Annotated in this window: 24 protein-coding genes and 1 tRNA gene; 22 read left to right on the top strand and 3 right to left on the bottom strand. The window is 56.1% G+C overall.

All coding sequences use genetic code 11. The annotated features are described in order from the left end of the window. Positions 1 to 23: 23 nt before the first annotated feature. The 4 genes from SCD_RS09005 (at position 24) to SCD_RS08990 (ending at position 3,918) form a co-directional block, all read left to right on the top strand. Positions 24 to 1,037, top strand: coding sequence for a TRAP transporter substrate-binding protein (locus SCD_RS09005; protein WP_009204821.1), 1,014 nt, complete (start codon positions 24 to 26; stop codon positions 1,035 to 1,037). A gap of 79 nt (positions 1,038 to 1,116) precedes the next feature. Continuing rightward, on the top strand, positions 1,117 to 1,656 hold the full coding sequence (locus SCD_RS09000; protein ID WP_009204820.1) for a TRAP transporter small permease: 540 nt from the start codon (positions 1,117 to 1,119) through the stop codon (positions 1,654 to 1,656). Beyond that, positions 1,653 to 2,942, top strand: coding sequence for a TRAP transporter large permease (locus tag SCD_RS08995; RefSeq protein ID WP_009204819.1), 1,290 nt, complete (start codon positions 1,653 to 1,655; stop codon positions 2,940 to 2,942). The genes SCD_RS09000 and SCD_RS08995 overlap by 4 nt, the downstream gene beginning before the upstream one ends. A 79-nt stretch (positions 2,943 to 3,021) precedes the next feature. Continuing rightward, positions 3,022 to 3,918, top strand: a complete 897-nt coding sequence (locus SCD_RS08990; RefSeq protein WP_009204818.1) for an AEC family transporter — start codon at positions 3,022 to 3,024, stop codon at positions 3,916 to 3,918. Positions 3,919 to 3,921: 3 nt separating this feature from the next. Here the strand turns inward: SCD_RS08990 and SCD_RS08985 are convergent, their stop codons facing one another. Both SCD_RS08985 and SCD_RS16420 read right to left on the bottom strand, forming a co-directional pair. Next, the gene (locus SCD_RS08985; protein WP_009204817.1) at positions 3,922 to 4,272 is read right to left on the bottom strand and encodes a DUF3147 family protein; all 351 of its coding nucleotides are present in this window, start codon (positions 4,270 to 4,272) and stop codon (positions 3,922 to 3,924) included. 8 nt (positions 4,273 to 4,280) lie between these two features. Further along, positions 4,281 to 4,997, bottom strand: a complete 717-nt coding sequence (locus SCD_RS16420; RefSeq protein ID WP_023506921.1) for an SPOR domain-containing protein — start codon at positions 4,995 to 4,997, stop codon at positions 4,281 to 4,283. 163 nt (positions 4,998 to 5,160) lie between these two features. On the opposite strand from SCD_RS16420, the gene ndk reads away from it, so the two are divergent. The 18 genes from ndk to SCD_RS08890 all read left to right on the top strand — a co-directional run bounded on the left by ndk (position 5,161) and on the right by SCD_RS08890 (position 24,016). Continuing rightward, the gene (gene ndk, locus SCD_RS08975; RefSeq protein ID WP_009204815.1) at positions 5,161 to 5,586 is read left to right on the top strand and encodes a nucleoside-diphosphate kinase; all 426 of its coding nucleotides are present in this window, start codon (positions 5,161 to 5,163) and stop codon (positions 5,584 to 5,586) included. After that, positions 5,586 to 6,665 (top strand): 23S rRNA (adenine(2503)-C(2))-methyltransferase RlmN, encoded by a 1,080-nt coding sequence (gene rlmN / locus SCD_RS08970; RefSeq protein WP_009204814.1) that lies wholly within the window; start codon positions 5,586 to 5,588, stop codon positions 6,663 to 6,665. The genes ndk and rlmN overlap by 1 nt, the downstream gene beginning before the upstream one ends. A gap of 82 nt (positions 6,666 to 6,747) precedes the next feature. Next, entirely contained in the window at positions 6,748 to 7,527 is a 780-nt protein-coding gene (gene pilW, locus SCD_RS08965; protein WP_009204813.1) for a type IV pilus biogenesis/stability protein PilW, read from the top strand. 12 nt (positions 7,528 to 7,539) lie between these two features. After that, positions 7,540 to 8,436 (top strand): RodZ domain-containing protein, encoded by an 897-nt coding sequence (locus SCD_RS08960; protein ID WP_009204812.1) that lies wholly within the window; start codon positions 7,540 to 7,542, stop codon positions 8,434 to 8,436. Positions 8,437 to 8,439: 3 nt separating this feature from the next. Further along, positions 8,440 to 9,531 carry a flavodoxin-dependent (E)-4-hydroxy-3-methylbut-2-enyl-diphosphate synthase gene (gene ispG / locus SCD_RS08955; protein ID WP_009204811.1) on the top strand — a complete coding sequence of 364 codons (1,092 nt, stop codon included), beginning with the start codon at positions 8,440 to 8,442 and terminating at the stop codon, positions 9,529 to 9,531. Beyond that, entirely contained in the window at positions 9,531 to 10,790 is a 1,260-nt protein-coding gene (gene hisS, locus SCD_RS08950; RefSeq protein WP_009204810.1) for a histidine--tRNA ligase, read from the top strand. Before ispG ends, hisS begins: the two co-directional genes overlap by 1 nt. Positions 10,791 to 10,819: 29 nt before the next feature. Beyond that, positions 10,820 to 11,455, top strand: a complete 636-nt coding sequence (locus SCD_RS08945) for a YfgM family protein (protein WP_009204809.1) — start codon at positions 10,820 to 10,822, stop codon at positions 11,453 to 11,455. Then, the gene (gene bamB, locus SCD_RS08940) at positions 11,452 to 12,630 is read left to right on the top strand and encodes an outer membrane protein assembly factor BamB (RefSeq protein WP_009204808.1); all 1,179 of its coding nucleotides are present in this window, start codon (positions 11,452 to 11,454) and stop codon (positions 12,628 to 12,630) included. The genes SCD_RS08945 and bamB overlap by 4 nt, the downstream gene beginning before the upstream one ends. Positions 12,631 to 12,739: 109 nt before the next feature. Beyond that, positions 12,740 to 14,137: a ribosome biogenesis GTPase Der gene (der, locus tag SCD_RS08935; RefSeq protein WP_009204807.1), complete on the top strand. Its 1,398-nt coding sequence runs from the start codon at positions 12,740 to 12,742 to the stop codon at positions 14,135 to 14,137. A 118-nt stretch (positions 14,138 to 14,255) separates the two neighbouring features. Next, positions 14,256 to 15,425: a hypothetical protein gene (locus SCD_RS08930; protein WP_009204806.1), complete on the top strand. Its 1,170-nt coding sequence runs from the start codon at positions 14,256 to 14,258 to the stop codon at positions 15,423 to 15,425. 112 nt (positions 15,426 to 15,537) lie between these two features. Next, positions 15,538 to 17,712, top strand: coding sequence for an EAL domain-containing protein (locus SCD_RS15690; protein WP_009204805.1), 2,175 nt, complete (start codon positions 15,538 to 15,540; stop codon positions 17,710 to 17,712). A 130-nt stretch (positions 17,713 to 17,842) separates the two neighbouring features. Continuing rightward, positions 17,843 to 18,082 carry an RNA chaperone Hfq gene (hfq, locus tag SCD_RS08920; protein ID WP_009204804.1) on the top strand — a complete coding sequence of 80 codons (240 nt, stop codon included), beginning with the start codon at positions 17,843 to 17,845 and terminating at the stop codon, positions 18,080 to 18,082. Between the two features lie 8 nt (positions 18,083 to 18,090). Continuing rightward, positions 18,091 to 19,242 (top strand): ribosome rescue GTPase HflX, encoded by a 1,152-nt coding sequence (gene hflX / locus SCD_RS08915; RefSeq protein WP_009204803.1) that lies wholly within the window; start codon positions 18,091 to 18,093, stop codon positions 19,240 to 19,242. Positions 19,243 to 19,263: 21 nt separating this feature from the next. Next, a complete protein-coding gene (gene hflK, locus SCD_RS08910) occupies positions 19,264 to 20,448 on the top strand; it encodes an FtsH protease activity modulator HflK (RefSeq protein ID WP_009204802.1) in 1,185 nt (394 codons plus the stop codon). After that, positions 20,445 to 21,311, top strand: coding sequence for a protease modulator HflC (gene hflC, locus SCD_RS08905; protein ID WP_009204801.1), 867 nt, complete (start codon positions 20,445 to 20,447; stop codon positions 21,309 to 21,311). Before hflK ends, hflC begins: the two co-directional genes overlap by 4 nt. A 22-nt stretch (positions 21,312 to 21,333) precedes the next feature. Next, a complete protein-coding gene (locus tag SCD_RS08900; protein WP_023506919.1) occupies positions 21,334 to 21,519 on the top strand; it encodes a DUF2065 domain-containing protein in 186 nt (61 codons plus the stop codon). A gap of 2 nt (positions 21,520 to 21,521) precedes the next feature. Beyond that, positions 21,522 to 22,676: an ATP phosphoribosyltransferase regulatory subunit gene (locus tag SCD_RS08895; protein WP_009204800.1), complete on the top strand. Its 1,155-nt coding sequence runs from the start codon at positions 21,522 to 21,524 to the stop codon at positions 22,674 to 22,676. Between the two features lie 29 nt (positions 22,677 to 22,705). After that, positions 22,706 to 24,016, top strand: coding sequence for an adenylosuccinate synthase (locus SCD_RS08890; protein WP_009204799.1), 1,311 nt, complete (start codon positions 22,706 to 22,708; stop codon positions 24,014 to 24,016). 41 nt (positions 24,017 to 24,057) lie between these two features. On the opposite strand, the gene SCD_RS08885 is transcribed toward SCD_RS08890, so the two are convergent. After that, positions 24,058 to 24,142: transfer RNA gene (locus SCD_RS08885), tRNA-Leu, on the bottom strand. Positions 24,143 to 24,161 lie beyond the last annotated feature (19 nt).

Below are 24,161 nucleotides of genomic sequence, written 5' to 3'. Positions count from 1 at the left end.
CACCTTGATTTTGGAGAAGTCACATGAAAATTCGCACAGCAATGATGTTTATTCTAGCCCTCGGGGTCAGCACGCTTGCCAATGCCGCAGGCGAAATCGTCATCAAGTTCAGTCATGTGGTGGCTCCCGACACACCCAAGGGTCGCGCGGCAGAGAAATTCAAGCAACTGGCGGAGGAAAAGACCAAAGGCAAGGTCAAGGTTGAAATCTATCCCAATAGCCAACTCTACAAGGACCGCGAAGAAATAGAAGCCTTGCAGATTGGTGCGGTACAGATGCTGGCACCGTCGCTTTCCAAATTCGGGCCGATGGGCGCACGCGAATTCGAAGTGTTCGACCTGCCCTACATCTTCCCAAATAAGGAAACCCTGTACCGCGTCATGGACGGTGATGTCGGCAAAAAGTTGTTCGCCAAGCTGGAATCCAAGGGCGTTATGGGATTGACCTTCTGGGATAACGGTTTCAAGCAGATGAGCGCGAATAGACCGTTGATCAATGTGGCGGACTTCAAGGGACTGAAGATGCGTATTCAGTCGTCAAAGGTGCTTGATGCGACAATGAAAGCGCTCGGCGCGAACCCGCAGGTGATGGCGTTCAGCGAGGTATACACTGGCCTGCAGCAGGGCGTGGTGGATGGCACCGAGAACCCCGTGTCCAACTTCTACACCCAAAAGATGAATGAGGTGCAGAAATATATGACGATTTCTCAGCATAACTATCTGGGCTACGCGGTGGTGGTCAACAAAAAATTCTGGGAAGGCCTGCCGGTCGACGTCCGCACGGCTCTGGAGTCGGCGATGAAGGAAACGACCGCTTTCGAGCGTGATATTGCCCAGCAGGAAAACGACGAAGCGCTTGCCAAGGTAAAAGCAGCCAAAACCACGGATATCCACTATCAGTCGCCCAAGGAAAGGCTTGATTGGTACAAGGCATTGCTGCCGGTGCATAAGGAGTTCGAGGACGTGATTGGCAAGGACATCATCCAGGCGGTGTACAGCACAGCCAGCCAAGTCGAAAAAGAGTTGGTCAAGAAATAAGCAGATTGCTTTTTTCGACTGCCCCGGCTCTGAGCCGGGGTTTTTTGCCTGGCATCATCATAATTAAAGCGACGCCGATATGATTAACCGTATTCTGGATCGTCTCGAAGAAACCCTGATCATCACCTTCATGGCCGCTGCCACGCTGGTTACGTTCAGCGCTGTGATGATGCGCTATCTGGGTGGCTCCGGCATCAGTTGGGCGCAGGAACTCACCATCTACCTGTTTATCTGGATGGCGAAATTCGGCGCTGCCTATGGTGTGCGTACCGGCATTCATATCGGCGTGGATTTCGTGGTTAATGCGGTGCGCCCTTCGATCAGGCGCTTGCTGATTATCGCCGCCATGTCGCTGGGTGTGATTTTTACTGGCGTGATTGCCTTTTTTGGTGGGCGCTGGGTGATCTTTATCTATGGTACTGGTCAGATTTCACCAGACCTGGAATGGCCGATGTGGATCATCTATCTGGCCATTCCTTTCGGTTCCGGCCTGATGTGCTACCGTTTCATCCAGGCGATGATGCTTTTCTTCCGTAGCGGCCATATCCATACCCATACTTACGGCGAAGAGGAAGATCGTGAAATCGACGTAATTCACGAGCAGGAGGTGCGGTCATGACCTTTCTGATCATCATATCCATCCTGTTGCTGCTGCTTATTACGGGTACGCCCATTTCTATTGCGCTCGGCATGACTGTGCTGACGTTCCTGCTTGGTTTTTCAACGTTTTCGATGGACACCGTCAACATCATCTCGCAGCGCCTGTTCACCGGTCTGGAGAGCTATGCCATCATGGCGGTGCCGTTCTTCGTACTTTCCGGACAGTTTCTGATTGACGGAAAGATAGCCAAGCGCATCATTCGCTTCGCCAACAATGTGGTGGGCTGGATGCCGGGTGGCATGGCAATGGCCGCGGTGCTGGCGAGCGCCTTTTTTGCCACGATCTCCGGTTCCAGCCCGGCCACGGTAATGGCGATCGGTTCGGTGATGCTGCCCGCCATGGTGGCTGCAGGCTATCCGAAGCGCTTCGCCGTCGGCGTAATTGCGACTTCAGGCTCGCTGGGCATCCTCATCCCGCCCTCAATCGTGATGATCATCTATGCGGTTGCCACCAGCGAGAGCGCCGGCAAGATGTTCATTGCCGGTATCGTGCCGGGCTTCCTGCTCGCGCTCATCATGATGTCGCTGGTGTATGTCCAGGCCAAACGGCACAACTTTCCGACCCAGCCTAAACCCACGGCCAAGGAGCTATGGGAGTCGTTCAGGGATGCTTGGTGGGGAATGTTCCTCGTGGTTATCATCATCGGCGGTATCTACGGCGGCATTTTTACCCCGACCGAGGCGGCGGCGGTTGCGGCGGTCTACGCTTTCCTGGCTGCGATGCTTATTTACCGTGACCTGAAGTGGAAAGAAGTTCCCAAGGTGCTGCTGAGTGCGGCCAATACCAGCGCCATGCTGCTCTATATCATCACCAATGCCATCCTGTTCTCCTTCCTGATGACTACGGAACAGATCCCACAGTCGATGTCTGCCTGGGTGGTGGCTCAGAATTTGGAACCCTGGATGTTCCTGCTGGTGGTGAACCTCGCCTTGATCGCAGCGGGGCAGTTCATGGAACCCAGTTCCATCGTTCTGATCCTGGCGCCGCTGTTCCTGCCGATTGCCAAAACCCTGGGCATCGACCCGATCCATCTCGGCATCATCATGGTGGTAAACATGGAAATCGGCATGATCCATCCACCGGTGGGCTTAAACCTGTTTGTCGCCAGCCATTTGGCAAAGATGGGGCTGACCGAGGTTTCGATCGCGACGCTGCCCTGGGTGGGGGTCATGCTGCTCTATCTCGGCCTGATCACCTACGTGCCGGAGATATCCATGTGGTTGCCGAATCTGCTGTATAAATAAGCCGTTTTTTCTTCGTGCAACGCCCCGCCTGCTTGCGGGGCGTTCTTGCTTAACCGCTATGCAACCTTGTTGAGGCAACATGTCTGTAGCGCAGGCCATCTTTCCCATTTTCGCCTTGATCCTGCTCGGCTACGGGCTGCGCCGGTGGTTCCGTTTGAGCGACGATTTCTGGCCGCAACTGGACCGGCTGATTTACTACGTGTTTTTCCCCGCACTGCTGTTCCATTCCCTGTCCGGTTTTCAGATCGATCTGGGGGCAGCCACCCCGATGCTGGAGGTGGCTATCCTTTACATGCTGGCCGGCATGGCTCTAGGTTACGTTGCCAAATATCTATTCCATGCCCCCCCCAAAGTATTTGCAGCATCTTTCCAGTCGTCCTTCCGCTTCAACAGCTACGTGGGATTGGCAGTGGCGGGGGCGATTCATGGCCAGGATGGGCTGGCGGCGATCGGATTGCTGATGGGTTTTCTGGTGCCGATGGCCAATGTGGCCGCGGTATGGGCGCTGGCGCGCCATGGCGAGGGTCACTGGCTGAAGGAAATCCTGTTCAATCCACTGATCATGGCCACTGCGGGAGGAATTTTCTTCAGCCTGGCGGGGTTGCATTTGCCGGATTTGTTGCAGCGCCCCATCGCACTCCTTTCCCAGGCTTCATTGCCGATGGGGCTGATCGCCGTCGGCGCCGGCTTGAAGCTACAGAGTTTGAACCGCTATCGGAGAACCCTGTGGTATGGCGTGCTTGTGAAATTGCTGGTACTGCCCGCCATTGCCTGGGGGCTGGCATCGGTTTTCGGTCTGACCGGAGTGTATTTCCATATCGCTGTACTGATGGCCGCGCTGCCGGTCTCGACAGTGTCTTACGTGCTGGCGATGCGCATGGGCGGGGATGGCAGCATCAGCGCCGCCCAGGTGATGGTGACTACGCTGCTGGCGATGGTGACGCTACCGATGTGGTTGCTGCTGATGGGGTTTTGACGGCTAGGTATTGATGTGAAGTCGTTCCAGTATCCATGCCATGCCGAAATAGGCAGCGGCAGTAGCCACTGAGGAGGTGCCGAGGCTGCTCCAGAAACCCCAACCGGCCCGCAAGAGTAGAGGGAGCAGAACGAACAGCAGCAGCGATGGAATAACCAGCCAGAAAATGCCTTGCGCAAGTGCGGTGACCTTCTGGGTGTCGCCGGTTTCGACATAGAGCCATATGAGTGCAAGCAGTGAGGTAAGCGGCAATGATGCCAGTGCTGCAGCCCAGAACGAGTTGCGCTTGGCGATTTCGGATATGGCCACAACGATAGCCGCAGTGAGTGCGATTTTCAACGTATATTGCCACATAGCTGGATTTACCGAATCGGCACCACCACGGCGCTGACGCCCATCGAACGGATTTTCGCCAGTGCCTGGTCGGCTTCGGCCTTGTTCTGGAACGGGCCGACGTTGAGTTTGGTTTCGGTGTAGGACTTGATGCCGTGCTGGGCCAGTTTTTCTTGCAGCTGGAGGGCATTGGTCGGGTTGGAGAAGACGCCGAGCTGCACGGTATAACCCTTGGGCGCGTGCTCGGTGGGAGACGTGATTTTTTCTGAGGTGGTTTTTGCAGGTTGCGCTGGCTGCATTTCCTGGGGGGTACGTGCAACTGTTTGAGGTTGTGTGGCAGCAGGTTTTGCCGGGGCGGGTCGGGCGGAAACTTCGGCTTCAGCGCCGGGTCTGACGGGGGTTGGTCTGGCGGATTTTGGCGCCGTTTCGGCAGAAGAGGCAGGCGTGGGTGCGTTCACTACCTCAGGAGGTGGAGGTGGCGTAGCGGGTTGAACTTCTTGCTCTGGCGTTGTGGTCGGCGGTGCGGCCATTTCTTCCGGGGCCGGCGCCGCGGGTTCGAGTTGCGCAACGGGAGGAAGCGCGGTCCCTTGTGTAGTTGTTCGGGTGACGGGCGTTTCCGATTTGTAGCGGGTCAGGACGGTGAGCGCTGCGATAGCGGCTGCCACTAGGACGGAAGCGACAATAACGCGTCGGATGGCGCGTTTCTTGATCTCGTTTTGTTCGTCGAGTGACGGTTGCTCCGGCATGGTATTGTCCTTGTTTTAATGGAAAATCCGGCTGCGTTGCATGGTAGCACGATATCTCCGGCCGCAACAGCGCATGGGGCCAAGGTCGCATAAGACGTTTATTTTAAGTGGTAAATGTGGTATTTTTACACGTTTTAAATTAAAGCAACTCTGGAGAAAAAGAATGGCTGTTGAACGTACCCTCTCAATTATCAAACCCGACGCAGTGGCAAAAAACGTGATCGGCAAAATTTATTCCCGCTTCGAAAGCAATGGCCTGAAAATCGTCGCCTCGCGCATGATTCATCTGAGCCGTTCCGAAGCCGAAGGCTTCTATGCGGTTCATCGCGAGCGTCCTTTCTTCAAGGATCTGGTCGAATTCATGATGTCCGGCCCGGTGATGGTGCAGGCGCTGGAAGGCGAGAGCGCTGTAGCCAAGAACCGCGAACTGATGGGCGCCACCGACCCGAAGAAGGCCGACAAGGGTACTATTCGCGCCGACTTCGCCGAGAGCATCGATGCCAACGCGGTACACGGATCCGATAGCCTGGATAATGCCAAGATTGAGATCGCCTATTTCTTCCCTTCGATGGAAGTCTATTCAAGTTAATGGCCGTCAACCTGCTCGACTTCGACCAAGAGAAGCTTGCTGTTTTCTTCGCGGAAAGCGGCGAAAAGCCGTTCCGCGCCAAGCAGCTACTGCGCTGGATGCATCAGTTCGGGGAAAGCGATTTCTCCCGGATGAGTGATCTGTCCAAGGTGCTGCGGGAGAAGCTGGGCGGGCTGGCAATCGTAGAGCCGCCTCGCTTGATCCAGGAGCAGATTTCCGACGATAGCACACGCAAGTGGCTGCTCGACGTGGGTGCGGGGCAGGGTGTTGAAACCGTGTTTATTCCCGAGGGGGATCGCGGTACGCTGTGCGTGTCCTCACAGGTGGGCTGCGCGCTGGAATGCAGTTTTTGCTCTACCGGGAAACAGGGTTTTAACCGTAATCTCAGCGTGGCCGAGATCATCGGCCAGTTGTGGTGGGCTAACAAGGCGCTGGGATGTACGCCGCGCAATGAACGAGTGATCAGCAACGTGGTGCTGATGGGCATGGGCGAGCCCCTGCTCAATTTCGACAATATGGTGACCGCGTTGCGCCTGATGCTGGACGACAATGCCTATGGTCTATCGCGCCGTCGTGTGACGGTCAGCACTTCCGGCATCGTTCCCGCCATGGATCGGTTGCGCGAGCAGTGTCCGGTGGCTCTGGCTGTTTCGCTACATGCGCCGAACGACGCACTGCGCGACATACTGGTACCGATCAACAAAAAATACCCGTTGAGTGAGCTGATGGCGGCCTGCCGCCGTTACGTCGTCGATGCACCACGGGATTTTATTACTTTCGAATACGTCATGCTGGAAGGTGTCAACGATAGCCCCGCGCATGCGCGTGAGCTGGTCGCCTTGACGCGTGACGTGCCGTGCAAGTTCAACCTGATCCCGTTCAATCCGTTCCCGGATTCTGAATACAAACGTTCGTCCGCCGATGTCATTCGGCGTTTTGGGGCGATTTTGATCGAAGCCGGACGCGTGGTGACGACGCGCAAGACTCGCGGTGATGATATCGACGCCGCCTGTGGCCAGCTAGCCGGTAAGGTGCAAGATAAAACCAGGCGCACGATAAAAATTGAGGTAGCTGCATGAGCAGGGAGCAGGTTCCGGCCGCGATTTCTGCCGGCCACCGACATGATTCAGGGGACGCTAGGGTGATTGACGAGGTAGCTGCATGAGCGGGGAACAAAATCTGAAGAAAAATCTGAAGCAACTTCTATTTCTGATGGTGCTCGGGGCCGGCTTTCTGGCAGGTGGTTACGCATCTGCGGAAGAGCAGTCCGATGCCCGCCAGCGTGCCCAGGTCCATACCGATCTGGGTGCTGCCTATTTTAGTGCCGGTCAGTTAGGTGTGGCGCTGGAGGAGCTGAATTTGGCGATCCGGGCGGATTCCAGCTTTGCATCTGCCTACAACATGTTGGGCCTGGTTTACATGACGCTGCGGGAGAATGACAAGGCGGAAGAGAACTTCCGCCGATCGCTCAGCCTGAGCAGCAACGATTCCGACACCAACAACAATTACGGTTGGTTTCTTTGTCAGCGCGGCAAGATCGACGATTCCATCCGGTATTTCATGGCGGCGCTCAAGAATCCCCTGTACGCCACACCTGAGAAGTCTTATCTCAACGCCGGGATTTGTGCGCGCAAGAAAAATGACGATGTCGAAGCTGAGGAATTTCTGCTGAAAGCGATCAAGCTGCAACCCCGTCAGCCCCAGGCGCTATTCAACCTGGCCGATATTAACTTGACGCGTGGAAACTACAGCGAGTCCAGAAAATTTATTAATCAGTTTTTCCAGATAGCCGCTCCGACCCCGGAAAGCCTGTGGCTGGGGATGCGCATCGAACGCAGGCTTGGCAACCGCAGCGATGAAGCCAGTTATGGTCTGCAACTGAGAAAATCCTTTCCCGATTCGCCTGAAGCCCAAGCGTTGCGCAGCGGGAAATTTGAGTGACAGAGGTATTGAGTGACTGAAGAATTTGAGGTTAATCCTGCTGAGCAGCAGGTAGAGGTCAGGCCGAGTGCGGGCAAAATGCTTGCAGAATCACGCGAGCGGCTTGGCTTGAGCGTGGCTGAAGTGTCGCGTCAACTCAGACTTTCGCCACGCCAGATCGAGGCGCTGGAAACAGACGACCACGCCAGTCTGCCAGGTGAAACATTCCTGCGTGGCTTTCTGCGTAATTATGCCAAGTTGCTGCAAATCGATCCCGAAGCGTTGCTGGCACTGTGTCAGCCTGAGCCGCTTCAAGCCCAGTCAATTGAGGTGCCGACGAGCCGGATCGAATTTGGCGGCAAGCGCAGGCTGATGCCGTTTGGCGACCATTCCGGCAAGCCATGGTCAAAATATGCTGCAATCATCGGTGTGGTCGTGCTGGCTTTGTCCTGGGGGGTGTACGAGTTGTTTCTGGTGCAATCCTCGTCCCAGAATACGCCAGTGAAGTCCGCTGGAGAAACGACGATGGTTCTGTCGTTGCCGCAGGCTGTAGCCCCGGTTCAGACCGCGCCCGTCACGAATCAAGCTGTCGAAACGGTTCCTGCAACTGCGCCTGAAACTGCAACCGTAGCGGTTGCTCCGGCTACTGCAGAGGCTCCAGTTTCCTCTGCTCCTTCCCCGGCGGAGGTCGGTGGCCAGCGTCTGCAGTTTGTGTTCGATGGCGATGCCTGGGTCGAAGTGAAAGATAAAGGCGGCAAGGTGATTTTTTATCAGTTGAACTCGAAAGGCAGCCAGCAGTTGGTGCGCGGCAACCCGCCGTTTTCACTGGTGATTGGCAATGCCGCCCACGTTCGGTTGACTTACAACGACAAGCCGATTGACCTTGCGCCCCATATCAAGGTGGATGTGGCGCGACTGACCATCGAGTAAACCATGTTTAAACCTGAAATACCCCGCCGCAAGAGCCGGAAAATCATGGTCGGTTCAGTCGCCGTTGGCGGCGATGCACCGATCAGCGTGCAAACCATGACCAACACCGAAACATGTGACGTCGAGGCGACGCTTGCCCAGATCGATCGCGCAGCGAGGGCGGGTGTGGATATCGTACGGGTTTCCGTTCCCAGCATGGAGGCGGCGGAAGCCTTTGGCGAGATCAAAAAACGATCACAGGTGCCCTTGATTACCGACATCCATTTCGATTACAAAATCGCTCTGCGCGTCGCCGAACTGGGTGCTGACTGTTTGCGCATCAATCCCGGCAACATCGGGCGCGAGGATCGCGTACAGGCGGTGGTGCAGTCGGCGAAAGACCACGGCATTTCGATCCGCATCGGTGTCAACGCCGGTTCGCTGGAAAAGGATTTGCAAAAGAAATACGGCGAGCCCACTCCCGAAGCTTTGGTGGAATCGGCGATGCGCCACATCGAGATCCTTGACCGTCTGAATTTCCCGGATTTCAAGGTGAGCCTCAAGGCCTCCGACGTGTTTACCACGGTAGAGGCGTACAAGATACTCGCCGCCCAGATCGAACAACCGTTGCACCTCGGTATTACCGAAGCGGGGGGACTGCGTTCCGGCAGCGTCAAGTCGGCGATTGGCCTCGGCATGTTGCTGGCCGCCGGCATCGGCGACACCATCAGGGTTTCGTTGGCGGCCGATCCGGTGGAAGAGGTCAAGGTCGGATTCGATATTCTGAAGAGCCTGCATATCCGCAGCAAAGGGATCAACATCATTGCCTGCCCGAGTTGCTCGCGACAGGAGTTCGACGTGATCAAGACGGTCAACGCACTGGAAGCGCGTCTTGAGGATGTGCTTGAGCACATGGATGTGGCGGTGATGGGCTGTGTGGTGAACGGGCCGGGCGAGGCGCGCGAGGCAAATTTCGGTATCGCCGGGGGTTCTCCCAATTTACTTTATGTAGATGGCAAACCTGCCTACAAAGTAACGGAAAATGAGATCGTGGATCAGCTGGAACGACAGGTTCGCGAACGTATTGCCCGGATGAAACAAGAGTCACAAAAGTAATGAGCCCAATTCAAGCCATACGCGGGATGAACGATATTCTGCCGGAACATGCCGATCTCTGGACCTTTTTCGAGGACACCGTGGAGGACTGGCTGCGCAGCTATGGTTACCGCGGCATCCGCATGCCGATTGTCGAGCAGACTGCGCTGTTCAAGCGCGCCATCGGGGAAGTTACGGATATCGTCGAGAAGGAAATGTACACCTTCGTCGATGCCCTCAACGGCGACAGTCTGACGCTGCGCCCGGAAGGTACCGCCTCCTGCGTGCGCGCTGTGATCCAGCACAACCTGCTGTACAATGCGCCGCAGCGCCTTTATTACACCGGGCCGATGTTCCGCCACGAGCGCCCGCAGAAAGGGCGCTACCGCCAGTTTCATCAGGTCGGGGTGGAGTCGCTCGGTTACGCAGGGCCGGACATGGATGCCGAACACATCATCATGACGGCACGGTTGTGGAAGCGACTTGGCCTCAATGATATTGCATTGCAGATCAATACGTTGGGCAGCAGTGCGGATCGCATTCGTCACCGTTCCCGCCTGGTGCACTATCTTGGGCAGCACGTCGACATGCTCGACGAAGATTCGCGCCGGCGCCTGCAAACCAATCCGCTACGGGTACTCGACAGCAAGAATCCGTCTCTGCAGGAACTGATCGAGGCGGCACCGAAGCTGCTGGATGATCTTGACGAAGCGTCGCTCAAGCATTTTGAGGATTTACAGGTGATGCTGCGTGCTGCCGGTATCGAATATCAGATCAACCCGCGTCTGGTGCGTGGTCTGGATTATTACAACTTTACCGTGTTCGAATGGGTAACCACCCAGCTCGGTGCACAGGGTACGGTGTGCGCTGGAGGTCGATATGACGGCCTGATCGAGCAGATCGGCGGCAAACCGGCGCCGGCTTGCGGTTTTGCCATGGGTGTGGAGAGGCTGCTGGCACTGCTCGAGGAGAACGCATTTCAGGCGCCGCGGGTCGCCACCGATGTTTATCTGGTGCATCAGGGAGATGCGGCAAATAAATTTGCCATGGCGGCGGCTGAACAACTGCGCGACCAGGGCTTGCACGTGCTCCTGCATTGTGGTGGCGGCAGTTTCAAGTCGCAAATGAAAAAGGCGGATTCCAGTGGCGCGCGCTACGCGCTGATCATCGGTGACGATGAGGCGGGGGCAGGAGAAGTCACTCTCAAGCCTCTGCGCGAGCTGGGAGAGCAGATGCGGATGACGGTGAATGCAGCGGCGAGTCTGATCAATGCTGGATAGCGCTAAATTTAATTTAATCGGGGAAAAACATGGCTTACGATCTTGAAGAACAGGAAAAAGTAGACGAGCTGAAAGCCTGGTGGAAAAAAAACGGGACGACAGTGATGCTGGCGGTCGCAGTGTTTGCTGCGGTGGTGGCTGGCATGCAGGGTTGGCGTGCCTACCAGCATAGCCAACAGCGCCAGGCTGCACTGGCGTACGAAGCGGTGCAAAATGGGGTGCAGAGCAAGGATATCAAGCGTATTCGTGATGCGGCTGGCCAGCTTATCGAAAAATATCCGGGCACCCCTTACGCCTCGCGAGCTGCGCTGCTTGCGGCGGGGGTTAATTACGAATCGGGCGATGCCAAGAGCGCAAAGGCACAGCTGCAATGGGTGGTCGAACATGCCAAGGAAGATGGCGCGCGCGACATCGCCCGGTTGCGTCTGGCTGGTATCCTGCTGGATGAAAAAAATTACGAGGAAGCCATGAAAACCCTGGAAGCGTCGCATGAAAAGGCGTTTGATGGCTTGTTTTCGGATCTTAAGGGAGACCTGCTGACGGCTCAGGGCAAGATGGCGGATGCCCGTGTGGCCTACAAGGCCGCACTGGAAAAAATGGATGAAAAAAGCGCTTATCGCCAGGTCGTGGAAATGAAGCTTGATGGTCTGGGAGAACGCGGATGATGCACAATGTGCCAATAAGATGGCTGTTGCTTCTGGCGACAATTTTCCAGCTGGCGGGTTGCAGTGGCATGGGGGAGAAGGTTTCCACCGGCTTTGGTCTTTGGGGCGGCAAGGATACTGGTGAGAAGCCGGCGGCGCTGGTCGAATTCAAACCTACTGCGGAACTCAAGTCGAGTTGGCAGGAGCGTGTCGGAGGGGCCGGGGATACGGTGCTGTTTCCCGCTGTGGTGAGTGATGGTATTTACGCGGTGGGCCTGGAGGGAAAGATTTCCCGTTTCAGTGCGGATACCGGCAAGCAGCAGTGGATTATTGATTCCGGGCGCAAAATTTCCGGCGGCGTCGGTGCAGACAGCGCTCTGGTGGCGGTGGGAACCGCCAAGGGCGAGGTGATGGCCTTTGACACCAAGGGGCAGCCACTGTGGCAGGCACGTCTTTCGAGCGAAATCTTGAGTGCACCGCAGGTGGCCAACGATATCGTGGTAGTACGCACCGGCGACGGCCGTATTTTCGGACTGGATGCCAGGGATGGCAAGCGCAAGTGGATATACCAGCGTGCCATGCCGGCGCTCTCCCTGCGCAGCAATGCCGGCGTGGTAGTGGCGCACGGTGCGGTGTTCGCCGGTTTTGCCGGTGGCAAGCTGGTGGCGCTCAACCTGGCGACCGGCAATATGGGTTGGGAAGCGACCGTGGCTCTTCCGCGTGGAACCACCGAGCTGGAGCGTGTGACCGATGTCAGCAGCCTGCCGGTGGTGGATGGTCGAATGATCTGCGCCACTGCTTATCAAGGACGTACAGCCTGCTTCGATATTGCCAGCGGCAACCTGCTCTGGGCGCGTGATGTCTCCAGTTCTGCCGGTCTGGCGATGGATGATCGCACCGTTTACGTCAGCGATACCCGAGGTGCAATCCATGCTCTCGACAAGAACAGCGGTGCGAGCCTGTGGAAGCAGGATAAGTTGCTAGCCCGCCAAGTTACTGCGCCACTGGCTCTTGGACGCTATATCGCGGTGGCCGATGTACAGGGTTATGTTCATCTGCTGTCACGGGAAGATGGCAGCTTCGCAGCACGCATTGCCACCGATGGCAGCCAGATCGGCGCGCCTCCCGTAGCGCTGAACAAGGGTTTCCTGGTGCAAACTCGCAATGGCGGGCTGTACGCGTTAACAGTGCAATAAACTTAATAAATCGTGAGGGGTGAGAGGTGAGGCGTGAGGCGAAAAATCAGAATCCGCACCGTCGCCGTTTTTTCTCCTCACCTCTAACCCCTAACGCCTAACCGAACTCATGAAACCCACACTCGTACTGGTCGGCCGTCCCAACGTCGGCAAATCCACTTTATTCAACCGGCTAACCCGAAGCCGCGACGCGCTCGTTGCGGACCTGCCGGGGTTGACGCGCGACCGCCATTACGGCCATGGTCGAGTGGGAGACAGGCCCTATCTGGTGGTGGATACCGGTGGTTTCGAGCCGGTGGCGAAGGACGGTATTCTTCACGAAATGGCGCGGCAGACCCTGCAGGCGGTGGCTGAGGCCGATGCTATCGTGTTCCTGGTCGATGCGCGCCAGGGCTTGGCCGCCCAGGACAAGATCATCGCCGACCAGCTGCGGAAAATGGGACGCCCCTTATTTCTGGCGGTGAACAAGGCAGAGGGCATGCGACGCGATGTGGTTGCTGCCGAATTCTACGAACTCGGTCTGGGCGACCCGCTGGTGATTTCGGGTGCGCATGGCGAAGGCGTCCATGACCTGGTGGAACTGGCGCTGGAGAGCTTCCCGCTGGATGAAGTTGACGAGGAGGAGGACGATCACCCCAAGATTGCCATCGTCGGCCGCCCTAACGTGGGCAAGTCCACGCTGGTCAACAGCCTGCTTGGTGAGGAACGGGTCATCGCCTTCGACCAGCCGGGTACGACGCGCGACAGTATCTACATTGATTTCGAGCGCGATAGCAAGTATTACACCCTGATCGATACCGCCGGTATCCGCAAGCGCGGCAAGGTGTTCGAGGCGATCGAGAAGTTTTCCGTGGTGAAAACCCTGCAGGCAGTGGAAGATGCTAACGTGGTGGTGCTGGTGCTGGATGCCCGTCAGGACGTGTCCGAGCAGGATGCCCATATTGCCGGCTTCATTCTGGAAAGTGGTCGCGCCCTGGTGGTGGCAGTGAACAAGTGGGACGATCTTTCCGCTGACCGGCGCGAAGTGGTCAAGAGCGATATTGCACGCAAGTTGCAGTTTCTGGATTTCGCCAAGTTCCACTATATTTCTGCCCTGCAGGGAAGCGGCGTGGGAGGCCTGTTCAAATCCATCGACGGTGCCTATGCGTCGGCCATGATCAAGATGCCAACGCCGAGGTTGACCCGTATCCTGATGGAGGCAACCACCCAGCACCAGCCGCCCAAGTCCGGCCCGTTCCGTCCCAAGCTGCGCTACGCTCATCAGGGCGGATCCAATCCGCCGCTGGTGATTATTCACGGCACCTCGTTGTCGAGTCTGTCGGCCAGCTACAAGCGCTATCTGGAAAGCACTTTCCGCCAGGCGTTCGAGCTGACGGGCACACCGCTCAGGGTGCAGTTCAAGCAGGGGCATAATCCCTTCGCTGACAGGGTGCCTGCACCCAAGACCGAAGCTGATGAAAAACGCGCCCACCGCCAGCGCCGGCGTGGCCGTAAGCTGTATGGTTAATAACGTGTGAGGCGTTAGGGGTGAGGAGTGAGGCGGAAAGTCAAAATCCGCGCCAACTCCGCTTTTTCCCCTCACCCCTCACCCTTCACCCCTAACGGAACCTAGTACTGGAACCAGCATGACGCAATCCGGCCCCCGCGAAATTACCACTCCTTTCCGCCCCATTCCTCTTGAAGTGCCGGAGGGGATGAAGCACAACGAATTTTTCAACAGTACTGAAAATCTCAACGATCTGATGCACAACAATGGATTGTTGATGAACGATGAAAACCTGTTGCTGTATCGCAAGGCTTTGGGTCACAGCAACGAGTTCGATGCCTCGATTATCTACAATACTTCGCAATGCATCCTCAATCCGTTGGGGCGCCCGGTCCGTCGCACTCAGGTTCCGGATAATGTGAAGCATGTGTGGAACCGGATGAACCAGATCATCATCGACTACATGCTGGAGCAATACCCCGATCCGGATGAGGCGTTGATTCTGGCGGGCGAGGCGAGCCTGGATGCTACCTGGCCGCTGACCTCGCCAGGGGTGCCGAGTATCCGCATGTTGCACAATCACTTCATTGTTTTTCCCAAGGACGAACTGCGCAACGCCAAACTGGCTGATCTGAAAAACCCCAATTTAACCGATGGTGGCCAGCACAGCCTGTTTCAGGCCTATATGCGGGATGTTTACCGCGAATTTTTCGACAAGGCGCTGGAGCTGGAAATTCTCAAGCCCGCCAGCGAAGCGGATGCATGCATCGCACTGACGGGCTACCCGCAGGGTCTGCCCAGCTGGGAGATTCAGGGTGGCGCGGCGGCGCTGAAAGATGTGCGCTTCTGGAAAGAATACGATGAGGTGCTGAAGGGTTTTATCGACTTCTATCGCACCTTCTTCTCGCAGGTCTCCACTCGTAATGCACCTCCCCCAAGTGATGCCTATTACCCGGATGAAGTTGAAAGCGTACTGCTGTTTAACAATGATTTCCTGAAAACAGCAAAGAAGGTGCGCGACAACTGCATTGTCGATGCAAAATACGCTAATGCCATACGCTGGCAGCCTGCGTTCAAGCAACTCATTTATCGTAATGACGAAGGCAAGTTGATCGTTACTATCAGCCAGAATTCGATCGGCAACGCGATCACCGAGCTGCTCGGCGTAGTGGTTAACCGTGTCGCTGATCCTGAAGGATACGAAAAGAGTGAGCCAAAACTGATCAGCCGATTGCTCGAAGTGCGGCGCCGCCTGATCGAAGCTGATCTGGGTGATGGTATAGCGACCGACTACTGGCCTGAAGAGTAACCGCATTCAGTGAAAACTTTCCAGACTCCGGTAACTTCAGAAAAGCGCCTTCCCTTGCGCACCCCAGCGCCAGGGTGTTCCTCATCGTAGCGAGGTAAGCGAGATCGACAATTTGCGTTCAAACCTGTCCGACCCTCAGCAGAGGCTGGAGGATTTAGCGCAGAACCGTGAAAAATTGCTGTTGACTGCGGCTCATGCGGGCACCTACGCGGTGCGTGCCCGGGATCATGTGGTCGTGGCGGCCGACCGGTCATTCCTCGAAATTCTGGGCATGGAAGAAGGCGAGGTGGTGGGCCGTTCCTGGAACAATCTTCTGGCGGAACATGGGACGCCTCCCGGAGGTGTCCGGGAACTGAAAGTCAGCGAAGTAGTGCAGCTGGTTCAGAAGTTCGTAAATCACAAGGGCCGGACACTTTGGCTTTCTCTCGCTGAATTCGAGCAGGCAGACGACACTGGGGAGGTTATCCGTCATGGCCTGGCGATCGATGTGAGCGATCGGGAACGGCTGTTGATGACGGTAAAGGACCAGTCAACGCGCCTGCAGGTACTGTGGCAAATCGCCACCAGCCGCACCCGTTCTGAAGGCGAGAAGGTCAGGCTGATGCTCCGGCTGGGAATGGATACTCTGGATATGGATGCGGCATTGCTGAGCGAGAAAGTCGGCGATCATTTCATGCCGGCGTATTTGGTGGACACGCTGGGCCTTTTCAAGGCAGAGGAGGTCTGTCCACTGGATATGCTGTGCCAGCGTGCCGCCGATGAGAATCGTGGCCTCTTCATCGCAGACTTGAATACAAGTGAAAGGCCGGAGTTGGCGAAGGTGGTAGTCAGTTTTGGCATCCATGCCTACGCCGGTATCCCGCTTTGGGTCGAGGAGCAATTCTATGGAACCTTGGTTTTCTTGCGGAAGAAGCCGTTGGCAGAGGGGAAATTTACCCAGGGTGACGAGGCGTTCATGGAACTGCTTGCGGCCTGGTTCAGCCAGATGTTGCTGCAGCTCAAGCAGCGACAGAAGTTGGAAACGCAGGCGCTCACCGATGAACTCACTGGATTGCCAAACCGGCGTGCCGCGGAACTGCGTTTCGACGAGGAGATCGCCCGAGCCAAGCGCGATGGCATCGGATTTTCCGTCGCCACTGGTGATCTGGATCGCTTCAAGCTGATCAATGACCACTATGGGCATGGTGTAGGAGATGAAGTGCTGCAGCAAGTTTCGCTCATCATGCGTCAGGCGTTACGCGAGGGGGACTGGCTGGCACGGTGGGGTGGAGAAGAATTTATTCTGTTCCTGCATGATTCCGACCGTGCCGATGCCATTGCGGCGGCGGAACGGGTCCGCCTGGCGATCAAGGCTCATCCGCTGAAGACCGGCCACGGTAGTCTGGAAATTACCGCCAGCTTCGGCATTGGCGTGTGTCAGGCAGGGGACGAGGATATCTCTCAGGCGCTGTCCGAATCGGACAGCTGTCTCTACGAGGCCAAGCGCAAGGGCCGTGATTGCGTGGTTGCCAGGGATTCTGCCGGTTCGGGCACATTGTGGCGCGCCGGCATGCTGCAGCGCGCACTTAAGGAGGAGCGGATCGTCGCCGCCTATCAGGTCATGGTGGACCTGAATACCCGCAAGCCGGTGGCAGATGAAGCGCTGGCACGCATGCACATGCCCGATGGTTCCGTTATTGGCGCCGGCGAATTCATCGAGGCGGCGGAAGGGATCAACCTTATCCACGAGGTGGATCGCAGCATTACCCGCCACGCTATGAATCGTTGCGCGGTCAACCTGACGGACGGTCACGACCCCGGCTTTGCTCATTTCATCAACCTCTCGCCCCAGTTCCTTGCGCGCAAGGATTATGTGGATGAACTTCTGGGCGGGGCCATGCAGTTTTGTTCCACCTGCGATATCGATTTTCCCAAATACAAACCGGTGGTGTTCGAGATTACCGAGCGCCAGTTGCTGACGGATTTCGAACGCATACGATTTGATTTGCAGCCTCTGCTGGATTTCGGCTTCCGCCTGGCACTCGATGATTTCGGTAGCGGCTACTCTTCTTTTCTCTACCTGGCGGAACTGCCGGTCAGCTTCCTTAAGATCGAAGGCTGGATGGTGCGCAACATGGCCAGCAACGAGCGGGTGCGCGCGATGGTGGAAAGCATAATCGTATTATCGAAGAAATTGAATATCACCACTATTGCAGAATGTATCGAAGATCGTGAAACGGTAGACATGCTGCGCGAGATGGGGGTGGACTGGGGGCAGGGGTATTATTTTGGCCGCCCCGAGATATAAATAGGGTCGCCATCTTGAAATGCGCTGATTTTCCCATATAGTGATATATAGTGGCTGCTGCTGGCAGCCTTTTGAAAAATCAAGTAAAGTAGCCATCCAAAACTAACCATAACTACGAACTGGAGAAATCATGAGCGCGAAAGGGCAGCTATTACAAGACCCGTTTTTAAATGCCTTGCGTAAAGAGCATGTACCCGTTTCCATTTATTTGGTAAACGGTATCAAGCTTCAGGGCCAGATCGAATCATTCGACCAGTACGTCGTGCTGCTGAAAAACACCATTACCCAGATGGTCTATAAACACGCGATTTCCACGGTAGTGCCTGTGCGTCCCGTGAACATGTCCTTTGATCTTCCCGCCGAGGACTAAAACGTTTAATGATTGAACGCCCGGGTAGCGGTGACGCTGCCGTATTGGTCAGCCTGGATTTTGGTGACACGGATTATGAGGAAAGCCTGGAGGAACTCCAGCGCCTCACTGAAAGTGCGGGTGTGGGGATTCTGGGCATTGTCCGGGGAAAGCGCTCCAGGCCAGACGCAGCGCTGTTTGCCGGCTCCGGCAAGGCGGATGAGATCGGCGAGTCGGTGATTGCCAATGAAGCCAATCTGGTGATTTTCAACCACGAACTTTCCCCTGCGCAGCAGCGTAATCTGGAACAGCGGATGAACTGCCGGGTGATCGACCGCACCAGCCTGATTCTCGATATTTTCGCGCAGCGCGCCCAAAGCCACGAAGGTAAATTGCAAGTGGAACTGGCGCAGTTGGAGCATTTGGCTACAAGACTGGTGCGCGGCTGGACCCATCTGGAGCGTCAAAAGGGGGGTATCGGACTGCGCGGGCCGGGCGAGACTCAGCTCGAAACGGATCGCCGCCTGCTTGGCAAGCGGGTTAAGCTGCTCAAGGAAAAACTTGCCAAGTTGGGCCGCCAGCGCTGCGTGCAGCGCCGTGCCAGGGTTCGTGCCAACGTGCTGTCGGTGTCCATCGTTGGTTATACCAATGCCGGGAAATCCACTTTATTCAATCGCCTCACTCATGCCAAGGCCTACGTGGCGGATCAGTTGTTCGCTACCCTTGATACCACCAGCCGCAAGTTTTTTGTCGCCGATGGCGGATCTGTGGTGCTGTCCGACACGGTCGGCTTCATCAAGCATTTGCCCCATACCCTGGTGGCGGCTTTTCGTGCCACCCTGGAAGAGGCTGTGGCGGCTGATCTGCTGCTTCATGTAGTGGATGCTTCCAGCCCCGGCCGCGATCAGCAAATCGAAGAGGTGAACAAGGTCCTGGCGGAGATCGGTGCAGATCACATCCCGCAGCTGATGGTGCTGAATAAAATCGATGTCAATGGCTTGGCGCCCGGCGTCGAGCGGGATGAGTATGGTAGAATTAGTCGTATTTGGGTCAGTGCGCGCACTGGCGAGGGTTTTGATTTGCTGAGAGAGGCGTTGGCAGAATACAGTCGTCAGCACCAGGCTGAAGCTGTACGTGCAGTGGTTCAGGCCTCAGTAGATACTGGATTTAACCTTAATTAATCAGGTTTTGGAAAAATAAATATGGCATGGAATGATCCCGATTGGGGCAAGAAAAATAGTGGCGGACCACCTGACCTCGATGAGGTATGGCGCCGCTTCAACCAGAAGCTGAATGCTCTGTTTGGTGGCAAGGGCGGTAGTGGTGGTCCAACCGGTGGCAGCCCTATGTCGAACGGCAAGATGGCTGCCGGCTTGGGGCTGATCCCGGTTCTGGTGATACTGATCTGGCTGGGCAGCGGATTTTATATCGTCAATGCGGGTGAGCGCGGTGTGGTGCTGCGTTTTGGCAAGTTTGTCGAAACCACGCAACCAGGTCCTCGCTGGCATTTTCCCTATCCGATCGAGGCCGCCGAAGTGGTGAATATGCAGCAGGTACGCACGGTGGAAGTAGGGTATCGCGCCAACGTCAAGAGCAAGATACTGAAAGAGTCGCTGATGCTGACTGACGATGAGAACATCATCGACATTCAGTTTGCTGTGCAGTACATCTTGAAAAGTCCGGAAGAATACCTGTTCAACAACCGACATCCTGACGATGCGGTGCACCAGGCAGCGGAAACGGCAATTCGCGAAATAGTGGGTAAGAGTAAAATGGATTTTGTTTTATATGAAGGACGTGCAGAGATCGCGACGCGCGCCGCCAAGTTGATGCAGGAGATCCTTGATCGCTACAGGACCGGTATCAGCATCAGCAAGGTGACGATGCAGAACGCTCAGCCGCCGGAGCAGGTGCAAGCAGCGTTCGACGATGCTGTGAAGGCAGGGCAGGACAAGGAACGTGCCAAGAACGAAGGCCAGGCCTACGCCAACGATGTGATTCCGCGAGCTCGTGGCGCTGCCTCGCGCCTACTGGAAGAGTCGCTAGGTTACAAGCAGCGCGTGATTGCAAACGCCGAGGGTGACGCCAGCCGCTTTAAGCAGATTCTGGTGGAATACAGCAAGGCGCCGAAAGTGACACGCGACCGTATGTACCTGGACACGGTCCAGCAGATGATGAGCAATTCCAGCAAAGTGCTGGTAGACCAGAAGGGCGGCAACAGCCTGCTCTATCTCCCGCTGGACAAACTGATCCAGAGCGCAGGAGCTAGCTCGACATTCCTGGCTGATTCCCCTCCGGCAAAGACGTCTGATGCAACAGTCCCGGCGGAAAGTACGGCTCGCTCGCGCGAAGCCTTCCGCAGTCGTGAACGGGAGGTGCGTCCATGAAACATCTTAATGCCATCATGACCGGACTGATCGCAATCTTTATTTTGCTCAGCCTGACCATGTTTACCGTCGATCAGCGCCAAAATGCGATTGTTTTTCAGTTGGGTGAAGTGATCTCTGTAAAAAAAGATCCCGGCCTTTATTTCAAGGTGCCGCTGCTGCAAAATGTGCGTATTTTCGATACCCGTGTGCTCACCTTGACCTCGGCTGAGCCGGAGCGCTTCATTACTTCGGAAAAGAAAAACGTGCTGGTGGATTCTTTTGTCAAATGGCGCGTCGTTGACGTCAAGCAGTACTACGTCAGCGTTGGCGGTGACGAGACGCGTGCCCACTTGCGCCTGTCGCAGACCATCAATGATGGTCTGCGTGCCGAATTTGGTAAGCGCACTGTGCATGACGTGGTTTCCGGGCAGCGCGACCAGATCATGGAGATCTTGCGTCAAAAGGCCGATGCCGATGCGCGCACAATTGGTGTTCAAGTGCTAGACGTGAGGATTAAACGGGTAGATTTGCCACAGGAAGTGAGCGAGTCGGTGTACCAGCGCATGGAAGCCGAGCGTAAACGGGTGGCTAACGAATTGCGTTCCACCGGTGCCGGCGAAGCGGAGAAAATCCGTGCCGATGCTGATCGTCAGCGCGAGATCATTCTTGCCGAGGCTTATCGTGATGCGCAGCGTACCAAAGGTGAAGGTGATGCTAAGGCTGCTGCGATCTATGCCGAAGCCTTCGGTCGTAATCCTGAGTTCTATGCTTTCTACCGAAGCATGGAAGCTTACCGGCAGACTTTCAAGAACAAGAGCGACGTGATGGTGCTGGACCCCAGTTCGGAGTTCTTTAAATACTTGAAGTCGCCAGGCAAATAAAGCGCCCGATTCGGCATAATCCGTGAAAACCAGTCTGCTTGCCGCATTGGCGCTGATGCTTGTGTTGGAAGGGATTTTGCCTTTTTTGGCGCCTGCCGTTTGGCGTGAAACTTTTCGTAAAATGACTGAAATGTCCGACGGACAGTTGCGCTTCGTTGGATTGACTTCGATGTTGGGCGGCTTGCTGCTGCTATATCTGATAAATTGATCATGCATAACTGGTTACTTCCCGAATATATTGAGGACATGCTGCCGGCCCAGGCGTTGCGTTTTGAACGGGTACGGCGGCAGTTACTCGATTGGTTTTATGGCTGCGGCTACCAGCTTGTGGTTCCGCCTCTGCTGGAATACCTGCCTTCCCTGCTTTCCGGCACGGGTCGAGACATGGACCTCAAGACTTTCAAAGTAGTGGACCAGCTTTCCGGCCATCTGATGGGGTTGCGCGCCGACATCACGCCGCAAGCTGCACGGATCGATTCACACCTGTTGAACCGCCAGGGTGTGGTCAGGCTGTGCTATGCCGGCAGTGTGCTGCACGCAATGCCGGATGGTCAGATGCAGACTCGCGAACCGTTGCAGATCGGCGCTGAATTGTTCGGCCACGGCGGAATCGAAAGCGATGTGGAAATCCAGTTGCTGATGATCAAATCACTGCAACTTGCAGGGGTCGGATCAGTGCAGCTTGATCTCGGGCATGTGGCAATTTTTCATAGTCTGGTCGAGCACGCATCGGTTTCACCAGAGCTGGAGTTGGAGTTGTTCCAGGCCATGCAGGGCAAGGACATACCCGGACTCGCCGAGCTGACCGCCTCACTCGATGAGGTTTCCAGGGAGGCACTGCGGGTTCTTCCCCAACTGTATGGCGGCGTCGAGACTCTGGCCGCCGCGCAGCGGCACTTGCCCGACTACCCGGAAATCGGCAAGGCGCTGGATGATCTTCGCACCATCGGTAGTCAGGTACAGGATGGTGTCCACCAACTCTGTTTCGACCTGGCAGAGTTGCGTGGTTACCATTATCACAGCGGGGTGGTGTTCGCTGCATATGCCTCTGGCTGGGCCAATGCAGTTGCTCTGGGCGGACGCTACGACAAGGTGGGCAAGACTTTCGGCCGCTCCCGCCCGGCAACCGGCTTTAGCATGGATTTGCGAGCCGTGCTCGGCGCACAGTCTACGCCACCGTTGCCCAAGGCGATTCTTGCACCCTATGTTCAGGACCCCGAGTTACAGGATAAAATCACCCTTTTGCGCGTTCAGGGTGAAGTAGTGGTGGTGGATTTGCCTGGGCACGAGATAAGCAGGGAAGAGTTGAATTACGATCGCGTTCTGGTGCAGGGTGAAGTTGGCTGGGCCGTCGTCAAAGTTTAAATAAAAATTCGTTGAAGGATAGAATCAGCATGGCAAAGAATGTAGTAGTAATTGGCACCCAGTGGGGAGATGAAGGCAAGGGCAAGATTGTCGACTGGTTGACCGACCACGCTCAAGGCGTTGTGCGCTTTCAGGGCGGTCACAATGCGGGCCACACTCTGGTGATCGACGGCAAGAAAACGGTGTTGCATCTGATTCCTTCCGGCATCTTGCGCGAAAAGGTGCAGTGCTACATCGGCAACGGCGTGGTGGTGTCACCCCAGGCGCTGCTGGAAGAGTTGGACATGCTGGAGGCCGCCGGCGTAGCGGTGAGTAACCGGCTGAAAATCTCAGATGCCTGCCCGGTGATCATGCCCCATCACGTTGCGCTGGATCAGGCCCGCGAGATCGCCAAGGGCGCCGGCAAGATCGGCACCACTGGCCGCGGTATCGGACCGGCCTACGAGGACAAGGTGTCGCGTCGCGGCATCCGCATCCAGGACATGTTCCACCGCGAGCGTCTGGCGGCCAAGCTGGGGGAGATTCTCGACTATCACAACTTCGTGCTGAAAAACTACTTTCATGCCGACACGGTGGATTTTCAGAAAACTCTGGATGAGACCTTGATCGTTGCGGAGCGCATCAAGCCGATGGTGGCCGACGTGCCGCGCTTGCTGTTCGAGGCTTTCAAGGGTGGCAGCAATTTGCTGTTTGAAGGCGCGCAGGGGGCATTGCTGGATATCGATCATGGCACTTATCCATTCGTGACTTCTTCCAATTGCATCGCCTCCAATGCCGCCACGGGTAGTGGTGTGGGACCACAGATGCTGCATTACGTGTTAGGAATCACCAAGGCTTATACTACCCGTGTAGGTGCAGGGCCATTCCCAACCGAACTGTATGACGCAGTAGACATGCTTGACCCGGTTGGCAAAGGCCTGGCTGATCGTGGCAACGAGTTCGGGTCAACCACGGGTCGTGCGCGTCGCTGCGGCTGGTTTGATGCGGCTGCGCTCAAGCGCTCGATTCAGATCAACGGTGTGACAGGTCTGTGTGTGACCAAGCTCGATGTCATGGATGGCATGGAAGTTGTGCGTCTGTGTACTGGATACAAGGTGGATGGCGCAACAATCGACATTCTGCCGTCAGGCGCTGAAATGCTGGCCAAATGTGAACCGATTTACGAAGAGATGCCGGGCTGGAAAGACAGCACTGTGGGTGTAAAGAGCTACGACGGGCTGCCAGTGGCGGCGAAGAATTACCTCAAGCGTATGGAAGAGCTATGCGGTGTGCCGATCGATATTATTTCGACCGGACCAGATCGTGATGAAACGATCGTGTTGCGTCACCCGTTTGAGTAAAATAAAAAAGGCAGGTTCCGAAGAACCTGCCTTTTTATATTTGGTGCCCAGAAGAGGACTCGAACCTCCACACCTTGCGGCACACGGACCTGAACCGTGCGCGTCTACCAATTCCGCCATCTGGGCAAATCAAGAAGGCCGAACT

It is taken from the genome of Sulfuricella denitrificans skB26 (genome assembly GCF_000297055.2).
Classification (GTDB): domain Bacteria; phylum Pseudomonadota; class Gammaproteobacteria; order Burkholderiales; family Sulfuricellaceae; genus Sulfuricella; species Sulfuricella denitrificans.
The sequence above is the reverse complement of the archived record's forward strand: the minus strand, read 5'-3'. Positions and strand labels throughout refer to the sequence as shown.

Excerpts from the sequence above, each read along its gene's own strand:
- der (WP_009204807.1), top strand. The coding sequence starts at position 12,740 with ATGAAACCCACACTCGTACTGGTCGGCCGTCCCAACGTCGGCAAATCC.
- SCD_RS08990 (WP_009204818.1), top strand. The coding sequence starts at position 3,022 with ATGTCTGTAGCGCAGGCCATCTTTCCCATTTTCGCCTTGATCCTGCTC.
- bamB (WP_009204808.1), top strand. The coding sequence starts at position 11,452 with ATGATGCACAATGTGCCAATAAGATGGCTGTTGCTTCTGGCGACAATT.
- rlmN (WP_009204814.1), top strand. The coding sequence starts at position 5,586 with ATGGCCGTCAACCTGCTCGACTTCGACCAAGAGAAGCTTGCTGTTTTC.
- SCD_RS16420 (WP_023506921.1), bottom strand. The coding sequence starts at position 4,997 with ATGCCGGAGCAACCGTCACTCGACGAACAAAACGAGATCAAGAAACGC.
- SCD_RS08995 (WP_009204819.1), top strand. The coding sequence starts at position 1,653 with ATGACCTTTCTGATCATCATATCCATCCTGTTGCTGCTGCTTATTACG.
- hflX (WP_009204803.1), top strand. The coding sequence starts at position 18,091 with ATGATTGAACGCCCGGGTAGCGGTGACGCTGCCGTATTGGTCAGCCTG.
- SCD_RS08985 (WP_009204817.1), bottom strand. The coding sequence starts at position 4,272 with ATGTGGCAATATACGTTGAAAATCGCACTCACTGCGGCTATCGTTGTG.
- SCD_RS09005 (WP_009204821.1), top strand. The coding sequence starts at position 24 with ATGAAAATTCGCACAGCAATGATGTTTATTCTAGCCCTCGGGGTCAGC.
- SCD_RS08930 (WP_009204806.1), top strand. The coding sequence starts at position 14,256 with ATGACGCAATCCGGCCCCCGCGAAATTACCACTCCTTTCCGCCCCATT.
- hfq (WP_009204804.1), top strand. The coding sequence starts at position 17,843 with ATGAGCGCGAAAGGGCAGCTATTACAAGACCCGTTTTTAAATGCCTTG.
- hisS (WP_009204810.1), top strand. The coding sequence starts at position 9,531 with ATGAGCCCAATTCAAGCCATACGCGGGATGAACGATATTCTGCCGGAA.
- ispG (WP_009204811.1), top strand. The coding sequence starts at position 8,440 with ATGTTTAAACCTGAAATACCCCGCCGCAAGAGCCGGAAAATCATGGTC.
- SCD_RS09000 (WP_009204820.1), top strand. The coding sequence starts at position 1,117 with ATGATTAACCGTATTCTGGATCGTCTCGAAGAAACCCTGATCATCACC.
- SCD_RS08890 (WP_009204799.1), top strand. The coding sequence starts at position 22,706 with ATGGCAAAGAATGTAGTAGTAATTGGCACCCAGTGGGGAGATGAAGGC.
- SCD_RS08945 (WP_009204809.1), top strand. The coding sequence starts at position 10,820 with ATGGCTTACGATCTTGAAGAACAGGAAAAAGTAGACGAGCTGAAAGCC.
- ndk (WP_009204815.1), top strand. The coding sequence starts at position 5,161 with ATGGCTGTTGAACGTACCCTCTCAATTATCAAACCCGACGCAGTGGCA.
- hflK (WP_009204802.1), top strand. The coding sequence starts at position 19,264 with ATGGCATGGAATGATCCCGATTGGGGCAAGAAAAATAGTGGCGGACCA.
- hflC (WP_009204801.1), top strand. The coding sequence starts at position 20,445 with ATGAAACATCTTAATGCCATCATGACCGGACTGATCGCAATCTTTATT.
- SCD_RS08895 (WP_009204800.1), top strand. The coding sequence starts at position 21,522 with ATGCATAACTGGTTACTTCCCGAATATATTGAGGACATGCTGCCGGCC.
- pilW (WP_009204813.1), top strand. The coding sequence starts at position 6,748 with ATGAGCGGGGAACAAAATCTGAAGAAAAATCTGAAGCAACTTCTATTT.